Source organism: Burkholderia sp. Bp8994 (assembly GCF_003853805.1).
Lineage (GTDB): Bacteria > Pseudomonadota > Gammaproteobacteria > Burkholderiales > Burkholderiaceae > Burkholderia.
The window spans coordinates 1-13,669 of the sequence record NZ_QTQH01000013.1; the positions used below are offsets into that span (position 1 = coordinate 1).

Sequence of the window (13,669 nt, forward strand, 5' to 3'; positions counted from 1 at the left end):
CACGCTGATGGGCGCGCTCGCGCGCGAGGGCCGGGCGCTGGTGGTCGTCTCGAGCGACCTGCGCGAGCTGATGCTGATCTGCGACCGGATCGGCGTGATGTCGGCCGGCCGCATGACCGCCGTGTTCGAACGCGGCAACTGGACCCAGGATGCGCTGCTGGCCGCGGCGTTCGCCGGCTTCGGCCGCGCAGCGCTGCCGGACGGCGCACGCCATCCGGATGCGGAAAGCGCGCCGCGCGCGGCTTCCGCCTCTTCGACGACAGGACGACAGCAATGACCCAGCCTCCCGTATCCCCGAGCGACGCCGGCGCGCAGCAGGACGTGACCGGGCGCCGCGCGCGCACGCTGTCCGGCACGCGGCTCGGCGTGTCGAACTATCTCGGGCTCGCCGGCGCGCTCGCCGCGATGATCGCGCTGTTCTCGACGCTCAGCTCGCATTTCCTGACCTACGATACGTTCAGCACGATCGCGAACCAGATCCCCGATCTCGTCGTGATGTCGGTCGGGATGACGTTCGTGCTGATCATCGCCGGCATCGACCTGTCGGTCGGCTCGGTGCTCGCGCTGGCCGCGTCGATGGTCAGCGTGGCCGCGCTGAAATGGCATTGGGGGCCGCTGCCCGCCGCGCTGATCGGGATCGCGGTCGCGACCGTGACCGGCTCGCTGACGGGCGCGATCACGGTGGGCTGGCGGATTCCGTCGTTCATCGTGTCGCTCGGCGTGCTCGAGGCCGCGCGCGGTGTCGCGTACCAGCTGACGAATTCGCGCACGGCCTACATCGGCGACGCGTTCGATTTCCTCTCGAACCCGATCGCGCTCGGCATCTCGCCGGCGTTCCTGATCGCGGTCGCGGTGATGATCGCGGCGCAGTTCGTGCTCACGCGCACCGTGTTCGGGCGCTATCTTGTCGGTATCGGCACGAATGAAGAAGCCGTCCGGCTTGCCGGGGTTAACCCGCGGCCGTATAAAATCCTCGTATTCGCACTGATGGGCGCGCTCGCGGGGCTCGCGTCGCTGTTCCAGATCTCGCGGCTCGAGGCCGCCGACCCGAACGCGGGCGTGGGCCTCGAACTGCAGGTGATCGCGGCCGTCGTGATCGGCGGCACGAGCCTGATGGGCGGGCGCGGCTCGGTGATCAGCACGTTCTTCGGCGTGTTGATCATTTCCGTGCTCGCCGCGGGGCTGGCGCAGATCGGCGCGAACGAGCCGACCAAACGGATCATCACCGGGGCGGTGATCGTGGTGGCGGTCGTGCTCGATACGTATCGCAGCCGGCGCGCGCGCGCCCGGTAAAACTACACAGAAAGCAGACCAGAGAGAAACGGGAAATGGCGACGATCAAGGATGTGGCGGCCATGGCGGGCGTGTCGTTTACGACCGTCTCGCACGTGGTGAACAATTCGCGGCCGGTGTCCGCGGATGTGCGTGCGAAGGTCGAAGGCGCGATCCGCGAGCTGAACTACGTGCCATCGGCCGTGGCGCGCTCGCTGAAGGCGCGCTCGACGGCGACCATCGGCCTCGTCGTGCCGAACAGCACGAATCCGTACTTCGCGGAGCTTGCGCGCGGCATCGAGGACCAGTGCGCGGCCAACGGCTATTGCGTGTTCTTCTGCAACTCGGACGACGATCCCGTGAAGCAGCGCAACTACCTGCGCGTGCTGCAGGAAAAGCGCATCGACGGGCTAATCGTCGCGTCGGCCGGCGAGGACGCGGTGCTCGCGCAGACGCTCGCCGACGCGCATGCGCCGCTCGTCGTCGTCGACCGCAACATCGAGGGGCTCGCGGCCGATCTCGTGCAGATCGACCACGAACGCGGCGCCTACCTGGCGACGCGTCATCTGCTCGAACTCGGGCACGCGAAGATCGGCTGCATCACCGGGCCGACCGACACGGCCGTCAGCGCGATGCGCGTGCACGGCTTCATCCGCGCGATGGCCGAGCGCGGGATCGACATCGTGCCGGGCGCGATCGCGGAAAGCGATTTTTCGTGCCTGGGCGGCTATCACGCGGCATCGCGGCTGTTCGAGTCGGTGCACCCGAGCGCGATTTTCGCGGGCAACGACCTGATGGGCGTCGGCGCGCTGCGCGCGGCGGCCGAGCGCGGCATGCGCGTGCCGGACGACTGCTCGATCATCGGCTTCGACGACATCGAATTCTCCCGTTATACCTATCCGGCGCTGTCGACGGTCGGCCAGTCGGTGCGCGCCCTCGGCGAAATGGCCGCGCAGACGCTGATCGAGCGGATCGGCGGCGGCTCGACGGCCGCGCCGAGCCGTCGTCGTGTCGTGTCGCCGCGCCTGGTGCTGCGCGAATCGACGGCGGTCTACCGCGAGCCGGCCGCGCCGGGTGCTCGCCCATGACGGCGCGTGCGGCAGGCGCCGGCCGCGTGACGGTGGTCGGCAGCCTCAACATGGATCTCGTCGTACGGGCGTCGCGGCTGCCATTGCCGGGCGAAACGCTCGCCGGTCACGCGTATGCGCAGGCCGCGGGGGGCAAGGGCGGCAACCAGGCCGTCGCGGCCGCACGGCTCGGCGCGCAGGTCGCGATGATCGGCTGCGTCGGCGCGGATGCGCACGGCAGCACGCTGCGGGCCGGCCTCGAGACCGAAGGCATCGACTGTTCGCGGCTCGCGACGAGCAAGACGGCGTCGACCGGCGTCGCATTGATCGTCGTCGACGACGCCAGCCAGAACACGATCGTGATCGTCGCGGGCGGCAACGGCGAAGTCACGACGGATACGGTGGCGCGGCACGAGGCGGCGCTGGCCGCGACCGACGTGCTGATCTGCCAGCTCGAGACGCCGCCGGACGCCGTGTTCGCTGCGCTGTCGGCCGGGCGGCGGCTCGGCCGCACCGTGGTGCTCAATCCGGCGCCTGCCGTCGCGCCGCTGCCGGACGGCTGGTTGCCGCTGGTCGATTACCTGATCCCGAACGAAGTCGAGGCGGCCGCGCTGACCGGGCTGCCGGTGCGCAATCCGGCCGAGGCGGAAGCCGCGGCGCGTGCGTTGCGGGCAGCCGGCGCGCGCAATGTGCTGATCACGCTTGGCGCGCGCGGCGTGTTCGCGCTGACGGCCGACGGCGCGGCGCGCCACTATCCGGCCCCCGTCGTCAAGGCGGTCGACACGACCGCGGCGGGTGACACCTTCATCGGCGGTTTCGCCGCACGGCTCGCGGCCGGCGCGGACGTCGATGCCGCCATCCGCTTCGCGCAACGCGCGGCGGCGCTGTCGGTCACGCGCGCAGGCGCGCAGCCGTCGATTCCCACGCTCGCCGAACTGGCCGAATAGGGCCCGATCGCGCATCCCGGCCGGCGCGTGCGACAGCAGGCGGCCGGCCATCCTTCCCCACTTGCCTGACCTCGATTGCTTGCCGCGGGCGTTCGCGAAGCGGGCCGGCGATGCTTCGCCCCCATTATTCGGGAATCTGTAATGAACTGGTGAATTGCTGAAAAAATTGATGTGAATACCATCAAGCTGCGCAACATCCGGTCGTAAATACACCTGGGCGAAACACTGTTTCGAAAAACGGGCCTTGCCCGTTCACGACGACGCAATACAGGAAGAATGATGGTGATCGGAAACCTGACGATACGTGCGCGCATCGGTTTGACGATGGCGTTTCTCGCGGTACTGCTGGGCGTGATTGGCGTGCTCGGCGTGTACGGGATGACGCGCTCGAACGATGCGACGCGCGAGATTTTCACGAACCAGATGCCGAGCGCGGTCGACGTGGCCGTTGCCGAAATGTACGCGGCGCGCGAGCGCCTGGCGCTCGATCGCGCCGCGCTGCTGGCGGGCACGCCCGACTCGGCTGCGGCCGTGGAACGCAGCCGCGCGATGCGCACGCAGTCCGACGCGTGGTGGCAAAAATACCTTGCACTGCCGCGCGGCCCGGAGGAAGACCGGCTCGCGCAGGACGTCGCCGCGAAGCGGCAGGCGCTGCAGCGCAGTTGCGACGCGTTCGGAGGGCTGGTCGCGGCGGGCGACCACGACCGGATCGGCGAGGGCGCCAAGCAGCTCTCGACGCTTTATAACGAGCTCTCTGTTGCGGGCGAAGCACTGCGCAATTTCCAGTTCACCGACGGGCAGGCCGGCTTCGACCGCGCGGAATCGTTGTACGAGACGCTGCGCGTGCTGTCGATCGTCCTGCTGGCGGCCGGTCTGGTTGCCGCCGCGTTTTCCTGGCTGACGCTCAGCCGCGCGATCGGCCGTCCGCTCGCGGACGCGCTCGCGCATTTCGACGCGATCGCCGCGGGCGACCTGCGCCGCTCGATCGTCGTGCATCGGCGCGACGAAATGGGCCAGCTCCTGGACGGTCTCGCGAGGATGCAGCGCGGCCTCGTCGACACGGTGCGCACCGTGCGCGGCGGCAGCGAGTCGATCGCGACCGCGGCGCGCCAGATCGCCGCCGGCAACATCGACCTGTCGTCGCGCACGGAAGAGCAGGCGTCCGCGCTGCAGGAAACCGCATCGAGCATGGAACAGCTGACCGGCACCGTGAAGCAGAACGCGGACAATGCGCGGCAGGCAAGCTCGCTGGCAGCGAACGCGTCGGAGATTGCAAACAAGGGCAATACGGTAGTCGGCCAGGTGGTCGGCACGATGGGCGAGATCAACGACAGCTCCGCGAAGATCGCGGACATCATCGCAATCATCGAGGGAATCGCGTTCCAGACCAACATCCTGGCGCTGAACGCGGCGGTCGAAGCCGCGCGCGCCGGCGAGGAAGGCCGCGGCTTCGCGGTCGTCGCGGGCGAGGTGCGCAGTCTTGCGCAGCGTTCGTCGAGCGCGGCCAAGGAGATCAAGATGCTGATCGACGCGTCGGTGGAGCGCATCCGGACGGGGTCGACGCTGGTCGACGAAGCCGGCCGCACGATGAGCGACGTGATCGGTGCGGTGCAGCGCGTGACCGACATCATGGGCGAGATCGCGGCGGCGTCCGAGGAACAGAGCGGCGGCATCGACCAGGTCGCGCGCGCGGTCGCGCAGATGGACGAGGTCACCCAGCAGAACGCCGCGCTCGTCGAGGAAGCGGCGGCCGCCGCGCAATCGCTCGACGAACAGGCCGCGCGCCTGCGCGAGACGGCGTCGGTGTTCCGGATCGACGACGACGCGGCGCAGCCGGCGACCGCTGCCGCCGCACGTCAGGCGCCGCGCGCGGTGCCCGCAGCGGCTGCGGTGCCGGTTTCGCCGCCCGCGCCGGCCGTGGCGCGCAACGATCGTGATGCAGCGCCGAAGCGCGCCGCGCCGGCGCGCAAGCCGGCTGCCGCGGCCGCCGCGCCCGCTCCGGTGGCTGCCGGCGCCGACGACTGGGAAACGTTCTGATTCGCGCGTGACGCGCATCTTTTCGCGGTAACGCTCCCCGGTATCTTTCCCCGTATCTCTCCCCATTTGGCAGCACACGACGCCCGCGACATGCGGGCGTCGTCGTTTCGACCGATGGAATGTGACAGCGCACGTGAAAGTTCGTGCGTCGCCGCGCGCTGCGTGTTCGCATCCGCACTACGGGTATCTCCGGACGATGCGAAAAAAATTTGTAACGGCGCGCGCAGCGTGTCGTCGTAAACGGCCGCTCGAACGTCTAGGGATGAAGGGGGAGTGAAGGGTGCCGCGACGACGACGGAGGTGTCCAACGCACGAGACGTTCCGATGCTCGACGAGACGTCGCGGATGCCGTTTCCGCGACACGGGAGATCGATTGTAAAGCGTCGAAATGCGTTGTCCAAGCGGTGTTGTCGAGAATGACGAACTTCATACGAAGAGTTCGTGAAAAAAAATAAGAAAGGGTTTAGGATGAATTCGAACGCGCTTGCTTCTGCGCAGTCATAGAAGGCAGGCACGTCTTCAGACTCAGGCGAGGGAGGTAGCATGGATATTTACAGCAGCTTCGCGAACCGCTTCGAAAAAACGCGAGAGGAAGAGTTCTCGCTGGAGGAGTACCTCGCGCTCTGCAAGAACGATCCGTCAGCGTACGCCACGGCTGGCGAACGCATGCTGGCTGCAATCGGGGAACCCGAACAAATCGATACCCGCATCGACCCGCGCCTGTCGCGGATCTTCGCGAACAAGGTTATCAAGGTCTATCCCGCGTTCCGCGAATTCTACGGAATGGAGGAAGTGATCGAGCAGGTGGTCGCGTACTTCCGCCACGCTGCGCAAGGGCTCGAAGAGAAGAAGCAGATTCTCTACCTGCTCGGCCCGGTGGGCGGCGGCAAGTCGTCGATCGCCGAGCGGCTGAAGCAGCTGATGGAGCGTGTGCCGTTCTATGCGCTGAAGGGTTCGCCCGTCAACGAATCGCCGCTCGGGCTGTTCGACTACGACGAAGACGGCCCGATCCTCGAAGAGCAGTACGGCATTCCGCGCCGCTACCTGAAGAGCATCCTGAGTCCGTGGGCCGTCAAGCGCCTGCACGAATACAACGGCGATATCCGCCAGTTCCGCGTGGTACGCCGCTTTCCGTCGATCCTGCGGCAGATCGGCATCGCGAAGACGGAACCTGGCGACGAGAACAACCAGGACATCTCGTCGCTCGTCGGCAAGGTCGACATCCGCAAGCTTGAACAGTACGCGCAGGACGACGCCGATGCGTACAGCTACTCGGGCGGCCTGTGCCTGGCGAACCAGGGCCTGCTCGAATTCGTCGAAATGTTCAAGGCGCCGATCAAGGTGCTGCACCCGTTGCTGACCGCGACGCAGGAAGGCAACTTCAAGGGCACCGAAGGATTCGGCGCGATTCCGTTCGACGGCGTGATCCTCGCGCACTCGAACGAGTCGGAGTGGAAGGCCTTCCGCAACAACCGCAACAACGAGGCACTGCTCGACCGGATCTTCGTCGTGAAGGTGCCGTATTGCCTGCGCGTGTCGGAAGAGATCAAGATCTACGAGAAGCTGATTCGCAACTCGTCGCTGGCCGAGGCCGTGTGCGCGCCGGGCACGCTGAAGATGATGTCGCAGTTCTCGGTGCTGTCGCGCCTGCATGAGCCGGAGAATTCGAGCCTGTTCTCGAAGATGCAGGTGTACGACGGCGAAAACCTGAAGGACACCGATCCGAAAGCGAAGTCGTACCAGGAGTATCGCGACTATGCGGGCGTGGACGAAGGGATGACCGGCGTGTCGACGCGCTTCGCGTTCAAGATCCTGTCGCGCGTGTTCAACTTCGACTCGAGTGAGGTCGCGGCCAACCCCGTGCACCTGATGTACGTGCTCGAACAGCAGATCGAACGCGAGCAGTTCCCGCCGGAGACCGAGCAGAAGTACCTGTCGTTCGTGAAGGACGTACTCGCGTCGCGCTACGCGGAGTTCATCGGCAAGGAGATCCAGACGGCTTACCTCGAGTCGTATTCGGAGTACGGGCAGAACATCTTCGACCGCTACGTCACGTATGCGGACTTCTGGATCCAGGACCAGGAATTCCGCGATCACGACACGGGCGAGAGCTTCGACCGCGCCGCGCTGAATGCGGAGCTGGAGAAGATCGAGAAGCCGGCCGGGATCAGCAATCCGAAGGATTTCCGCAACGAGATCGTGAACTTCGTGTTGCGTGCACGGGCGGCGAACGCCGGGAAGAACCCCGTGTGGACGAGCTACGAGAAGTTGCGCGTCGTGATCGAGAAGAAGATGTTCTCGAATACCGAGGAACTGTTGCCGGTGATTTCGTTCAACGCCAAGGGTTCGGCGGAGGAGCAGCGCAAGCATGAGGACTTTGTGAACCGGATGGTCGCGAAGGGCTATACGCCGAAGCAGGTGAGGCTGCTTTGCGACTGGTACCTGCGCGTGCGCAAGTCGTCATGACGCGCGCGGTACCGCGCCCGTGCGGCGAGTCCGTACGGGCGCTTTCAGAGGCGCCGCCCGCATGACGGCAGACGGCATGCGCGGCGAGTGCCCCGGCAGATCGACTTTCGAGCGGGAGACCGGGAGTGCTTCATCAAATCATCGACCGCAGGCTGGCCGGCAAGAACAAGAGCATCGCCAACCGCGAACGCTTTCTGCGTCGCGTCAAGAACTACATTCGTCGTGCCGTGTCCGACGCGGTGCGCGACCGTAGCATCAAGGATATCCAGAGCACGCAAAGCATCACGATTCCGCGCAAGGACATCGCCGAGCCGAATTTCCGGCACGCGCCGGGCGGGCGTCGCGAATACGTGCACCCGGGCAACGAGGACTACGTGCGCGGCGACAAGATTCCGCGTCCGCAGGGCGGCTCGGGCGGCGGCGGCAGTCAGGCGAGCAACGAAGGCGAAGGGCAGGACGACTTCGTGTTCGAGCTGTCCCGCGACGAATTCATGCAGTACTTCTTCGACGACCTCGAACTGCCGCGCCTCGTGAAGACGCACCTGCTGACGGTGCCGAGCTGGAAGAACGTGCGCGCGGGCTGGTCGGCGGAAGGCACGCCGAACAACATCGACGTCGTGCGCTCGCTGCGCAGCGCGCTCGGGCGACGCATCGCGCTCGGTTCGCCGCTCGTCAACGAGCTGCGCGAACTCGAAGCGCGGCTCGAGGTGATGAAGCTCGATCCGGAAGACCGTCGCGAGGATATCGCGACGCTCGAGGCCGAGATCCATCATCTGAAGGGGCGCATCTGGCGGATCCCGTTCATCGATCCGTTCGACCTGCGCTACATCAACCGCGTGAAGCAGCCGCAACCGTCGAGCCAGGCCGTGATGTTCTGCCTGATGGACGTGTCGGGCTCGATGGACGAGCAGCGCAAGGATCTCGCGAAACGCTTCTTCATCCTGCTGTACCTGTTCCTGAAGCGCAACTACGAGCGCATCGAGGTCGTGTTCATCCGTCACCACACGCGCGCCGAGGAGGTCGACGAGGACACCTTCTTCCATTCGACCGAAAGCGGCGGCACCGTCGTGTCGAGCGCGCTCGAACTGATGCGCAAGGTGATGAACGAGCGCTACTCGCCGACCGAGTGGAACATCTACGGCGCGCAGGCGTCCGACGGCGACAACTGGACTGACGATTCGCCGAAGTGTCGCAAAATCCTGGAAGAGGATATCCTCACCAAGACGCGTTACTTCGCGTATATCCAGGTCGCCCCGGAAGAGCAGAACCTGTGGCTGGAGTACGCACAGCTGGCGCTGTCGCAACCGCACCTCGCGATGAAGAAAGTCGAATCGGCTGCCGATATTTACCCGGTGTTTCGCGAATTGTTCGAAAAGCAGGTGGAAATGTCATGACGACCCGCCATCTGCACAACGAGTCGCGCGGCTACGCGCCGCGCCCTTCCGGCGACGACACGGCCGGCCCTGCCGCATCGCAGCAAAGCGGCCGGACCGAACCGGCGGCGCCGGCCGCCGACTTGCCCGGTGCCGGGCAGAAGGAAGCGCGTATGAACGTTGCCGAACGCAAGCCGCTGCCGTGCCCGTCCGACTGGACGTTCGAGCTGCTCGAGGAATACGACACGCACATCTCGCAGGTCGCCGAGCAGTACGAGCTCGACATCTATCCGATCCAGCTCGAGCTGATCAGCGCCGAGCAGATGATGGATGCGTACGCGTCGGTCGGGATGCCGGTCAACTATCGCCACTGGTCGTTCGGCAAGCACTTCCTCGCGACCGAGAAAAGCTATCGCCGCGGCCAGATGGGCCTCGCGTACGAAATCGTCATCAACTCGAATCCCTGCATCGCGTATCTGATGGAAGAGAACACGATGACGATGCAGGCGCTCGTCATCGCGCACGCGGCGTACGGGCACAACTCCTTCTTCAAGGGCAACTACCTGTTCCGGCTGTGGACCGACGCGCACGCGATCATCGACTATCTCGTGTACGCGAAGAACTACGTCGCCGAATGCGAGGAGCGCTACGGCCTCGATCGCGTCGAGGAACTGCTCGATTCGTGCCATGCGCTGATGAACTACGGCGTCGACCGCTATAAGCGGCCGCAGAAGCCGTCGTTGTCGAAGGAGGCCGCGCTGCGGCGCGAGCGCGAGGCGTATCTGCAGTCGCAGGTCAACGAGCTATGGCGCACGCTGCCGGGCAAGAAGCCCGAGCAGATGGAGGAGCAGGAAGGCCGCTATCCGCCTGAGCCGCAGGAGAACCTGCTGTATTTCGCGGAGAAGAACGCGCCGCTGCTCGAGCCGTGGGAGCGGGAAGTGATCCGCATCGTGCGCAAGATCGGCCAGTACTTCTATCCGCAGCGGCAGACGCAGGTGATGAACGAAGGCTGGGCGACGTTCTGGCACTACACGCTGCTGAATACGCTGTACAACCAGGGCAAGCTGGAAGACGGCTTCATGATGGAGTTCCTGCACTCGCACAGCAACGTGGTCTACCAGCCGCCCGTCACGAAGCCGTACTACAGCGGGATCAACCCGTATGCGCTCGGCTTCTCGATGATGAGCGACATCCGCCGGATCTGCGAGGCGCCGACGGAAGAGGACTACAAGTGGTTTCCGGAGATCGCGGGCACCCCGTGGCTGCCGGCGATGCACTACGCGATGCGCAACTTCAAGGACGAGAGCTTCATCGCGCAGTACCTGTCGCCGAACCTGATCCGCGAGATGCGGCTGTTCTCGGTGCTCGACGACGACATGCGCGATTCGCTCGAGGTGTCGGCGATCCACGACGAGTCCGGCTACCAGTACGTGCGGCAGGCGTTGTCGCGGCAGTACGACATCCATCACCGCGAGCCGAACATCCAGGTGTGGGCCGTGAACACGCGCGGCGACCGCAGCCTCACGCTGCGCCATTTCATGACCGACAACCGCCATCTGTCGAACGACAGCGAGGAAGTGCTCAAGCACATGGCGCGGCTCTGGCAGTTCGACGTGTTCCTGGAAAGCGTCGACGAGGCCGGGACCGTGCGCAAGCGCTACGAGTGCCGCTACGTGCCGCCGGAGGTGCGCGTCTGACGATCGCCCGAGAGCAGTTTGCATCGGACGCCAGCCTGAGGGCTGGCGTTTTCATATGACGAACGCGTACCGGGAGAAAAATTTTCTACATCCGGACGAACCCGGAAAGCCCGTTACTTTACATTTCGCTAAAATCCCGTAGCGCCGTGCCGCCGGAACCGGTGCCACGTGCGACCGTACGCGACGGCCCGCGAGCCGTCTCGCCCAGAAAGCACTAAAAGGAACAGACCAACCCATGGACGTCCAGACCGACCAAGCTGCGCTGTCCGCGCATGACACCCGGCGGCGCGTGTTCGCCATCGTCGGCGCCTCGTCGGGCAACCTCGTCGAGTGGTTCGACTTCTACATCTACTCGTTCTGCGCGCTGTACTTCGCACCGGCGTTCTTCCCGAGCGGCAACACGACCACGCAGCTGCTGAACACGGCCGGCGTGTTCGCGGCCGGCTTCCTGATGCGTCCGATCGGCGGCTGGCTGTTCGGCCGCATCGCCGACCGTCACGGCCGTCGCACGGCGATGATGATCTCGGTGCTGATGATGTGCGGCGGCTCGCTCGTGATCGCGGTGCTGCCGACCTATGCGCAGATCGGCGCGCTGGCGCCGGCGCTGCTGCTGGTCGCGCGCCTGTTCCAGGGGCTGTCGGTGGGCGGCGAATACGGGACGAGCGCAACCTACATGAGCGAAGTCGCGCTGAAGGGGCGGCGCGGTTTCTTCGCGTCGTTCCAGTACGTGACGCTGATCGGCGGCCAGCTGTGCGCGCTGCTGGTACTCGTGATCCTGCAGCAGGCGCTGTCGAACGACGAGCTGAAGGCGTGGGGCTGGCGCATTCCGTTCGTCTGCGGGGCGGCGGCCGCGCTGATCTCGCTGTACCTGCGCAAATCGCTCGACGAGACGTCGACGAGCGCATCGCGTGACAAGAAGGACGCGGGCACGATCCGCGGCGTGTGGCAGCACAAGGGCGCCTTCTTCACGGTGGTCGGCTTCACGGCCGGCGGCTCGCTGATCTTCTACACCTTCACGACGTACATGCAGAAGTACCTCGTGAATACGGCCGGCATGCATGCGAAGACGGCCAGCAACGTGATGACCGTCGCGCTGCTCGTCTACATGCTGATCCAGCCGGTGTTCGGCGCGCTGTCCGACAAGATCGGCCGCCGCACGTCGATGATCCTGTTCGGCACGTTCGCGGTGATCGGCACGGTGCCGCTGATGCACGCGCTGAAGACCGTCACGAGCCCGACGGCCGCGTTCGTGCTGATCACGATCGCGCTGGCGATCGTCAGCTTCTACACGTCGATCAGCGGCCTCATCAAGGCCGAGATGTTCCCGCCGGAAGTGCGCGCGATGGGCGTCGGCCTGTCGTATGCGGTCGCGAACGCGATCTTCGGCGGTTCGGCCGAGTACGTCGCGCTGTGGTTCAAGTCGATCGGCAGCGAGGAAACCTTCTACTGGTACGTGACGGTGCTGTGCGCGATCTCGCTGATCGTGTCGTGGCGGATGCGCGATCCGAGCAAGGAAGGGTACCTGCGTCACGAACCGTGATCGGCAGGGCAGCCCGCCGGGCTGCCCGCATCGACCGGCAACGTGCAACGGGACGGCGCTCCGCCATGCAGGCGGAGCGCCGTTTTTTTATGCGTGACGTTTTCGCATGGGCGCGTGCAAGCTCATCGCGGGGCGCACGATATCGATATCGGAATCGCTTCGTTGTCCGCAGCGGACGATGCGCTTATTCTGAACGCGTAGTTCGTGTGACACCTCCTTGACTGGGATTCGCGCCCGCTGCGTGCAGCGGGCGTTTTTTTGTGCGCATGCGCCGCATGCAGCCGCTGCAAGCCTCATCACGAAACCCGCAGAGCAAAGCACCATTTGTTGGTTCGGAATCGCCGCACGCGCTGATACGTTAGCGGCTTCGCGACGACACACAGCGTCGCGATGTTCCTCGAACCGGCCGCCGCGCGATCCGCGCCGGCCTTCATAACAAATCAGGTCGTGCTCATGAAACTCCACACTCTCGCTACGTGGCTCGTCGGGGCCGCACTCGTCGCGGCCGGCACGGTCGCGCACGCGGACCGCCTCGACGACATCAGGAAGGCCGGCGTGCTGCGCGTCGCGACCTTCGACAGCAATCCGCCGTTCGGCTATGTCGACGGCAAGAGCAATCACATCGTCGGCCTCGACGTCGACTATGCGAAGGCGCTGGCCGACAAGCTCGGCGTGAAGCTGCAGCTGCAGCCGACCAATCCCGCGAACCGCATTCCGTTCCTGACCTCCGGCAAGGTCGACCTGGTGCTCGCGAACTTCACGATCACCGACGAGCGCGCGAAGCAGGTCGACTTCAGCATCCCTTATTTCTCGTCGGGCCAGCAGTTTCTCGCGAAGAAGGGCGTGCTGAAATCGGCCGACCAGCTGAACGGCTTGCGCGTCGGCGCGGACAAGGGCACGACGAACGAGATCACGCTGCGCGAGAAATTCCCGAAGGCGACGATCGTCGCGTACGACGACACGCCGTTCGCATTCGCCGCGCTGCGCGCCGGCAACGTGCAGGCGATCACGCAGGACGGGCCGAAGCTGATCGGCCTGCTCGCGAACGTGCCCGACAAGCAGAACTACGAGATCCCGGCATTCACGATCTCCAACGACTACATGGGCGTCGGCGTGCCGAAGGGCGAGACGCGCCTGCTCGGCTTCGTCAACGACACGCTCAAGGGGCTCGAGGCGAATGGCCGCGCGGGCCAGATCTACGACGCGTGGTTCGGTCCGACGACGAAGACGCCGCTCACGCGCATCTTCCGCATCGGCGACAAGACCTGAG

General features: G+C 65.5%; 9 protein-coding genes and 1 pseudogene. All 10 read left to right on the forward strand.

Going from position 1 to position 13,669, the window contains the following annotated elements; all coding sequences use genetic code 11:
• Positions 1-277, forward strand: a pseudogene (locus DIE04_RS15795) (sugar ABC transporter ATP-binding protein); the annotation flags it as partial.
• On the forward strand, positions 274-1,293 hold the full coding sequence (locus DIE04_RS15800; protein ID WP_044843602.1) for an ABC transporter permease: 1,020 nt from the start codon (positions 274-276) through the stop codon (positions 1,291-1,293). The pseudogene DIE04_RS15795 and the gene DIE04_RS15800, both read left to right, overlap by 4 nt.
• Before the next feature lie 35 nt (positions 1,294-1,328).
• Positions 1,329-2,360, forward strand: a complete 1,032-nt coding sequence (locus DIE04_RS15805; protein WP_044843601.1) for a LacI family DNA-binding transcriptional regulator — start codon at positions 1,329-1,331, stop codon at positions 2,358-2,360.
• Positions 2,357-3,286 (forward strand): ribokinase, encoded by a 930-nt coding sequence (rbsK, locus tag DIE04_RS15810; RefSeq protein ID WP_124522209.1) that lies wholly within the window; start codon positions 2,357-2,359, stop codon positions 3,284-3,286. The genes DIE04_RS15805 and rbsK overlap by 4 nt, the downstream gene beginning before the upstream one ends.
• A 279-nt stretch (positions 3,287-3,565) precedes the next feature.
• On the forward strand, positions 3,566-5,323 hold the full coding sequence (locus DIE04_RS15815) for a methyl-accepting chemotaxis protein (RefSeq protein ID WP_124522273.1): 1,758 nt from the start codon (positions 3,566-3,568) through the stop codon (positions 5,321-5,323).
• 543 nt (positions 5,324-5,866) lie between these two features.
• Positions 5,867-7,789 (forward strand): PrkA family serine protein kinase, encoded by a 1,923-nt coding sequence (locus tag DIE04_RS15825; RefSeq protein ID WP_044843599.1) that lies wholly within the window; start codon positions 5,867-5,869, stop codon positions 7,787-7,789.
• A gap of 125 nt (positions 7,790-7,914) precedes the next feature.
• Entirely contained in the window at positions 7,915-9,183 is a 1,269-nt protein-coding gene (locus DIE04_RS15830) for a YeaH/YhbH family protein (RefSeq protein WP_044843598.1), read from the forward strand.
• Positions 9,180-10,859: a SpoVR family protein gene (locus DIE04_RS15835; RefSeq protein ID WP_044843597.1), complete on the forward strand. Its 1,680-nt coding sequence runs from the start codon at positions 9,180-9,182 to the stop codon at positions 10,857-10,859. The genes DIE04_RS15830 and DIE04_RS15835 overlap by 4 nt, the downstream gene beginning before the upstream one ends.
• A gap of 235 nt (positions 10,860-11,094) precedes the next feature.
• Positions 11,095-12,399, forward strand: a complete 1,305-nt coding sequence (locus DIE04_RS15840; RefSeq protein ID WP_124485536.1) for an MFS family transporter — start codon at positions 11,095-11,097, stop codon at positions 12,397-12,399.
• Positions 12,400-12,852: 453 nt separating this feature from the next.
• Complete coding sequence (locus DIE04_RS15845; RefSeq protein WP_124522207.1) at positions 12,853-13,668, forward strand: ABC transporter substrate-binding protein; 816 nt, start codon at positions 12,853-12,855, stop codon at positions 13,666-13,668.
• Position 13,669 lies beyond the last annotated feature (1 nt).

Coding starts and splice junctions, on each gene's coding strand:
- DIE04_RS15800 (WP_044843602.1), top strand. CDS start 274: ATGACCCAGCCTCCCGTATCCCCGAGCGACGCCGGCGCGCAGCAGGAC.
- DIE04_RS15805 (WP_044843601.1), top strand. CDS start 1,329: ATGGCGACGATCAAGGATGTGGCGGCCATGGCGGGCGTGTCGTTTACG.
- rbsK (WP_124522209.1), top strand. CDS start 2,357: ATGACGGCGCGTGCGGCAGGCGCCGGCCGCGTGACGGTGGTCGGCAGC.
- DIE04_RS15815 (WP_124522273.1), top strand. CDS start 3,566: ATGGTGATCGGAAACCTGACGATACGTGCGCGCATCGGTTTGACGATG.
- DIE04_RS15825 (WP_044843599.1), top strand. CDS start 5,867: ATGGATATTTACAGCAGCTTCGCGAACCGCTTCGAAAAAACGCGAGAG.
- DIE04_RS15835 (WP_044843597.1), top strand. CDS start 9,180: ATGACGACCCGCCATCTGCACAACGAGTCGCGCGGCTACGCGCCGCGC.
- DIE04_RS15840 (WP_124485536.1), top strand. CDS start 11,095: ATGGACGTCCAGACCGACCAAGCTGCGCTGTCCGCGCATGACACCCGG.
- DIE04_RS15845 (WP_124522207.1), top strand. CDS start 12,853: ATGAAACTCCACACTCTCGCTACGTGGCTCGTCGGGGCCGCACTCGTC.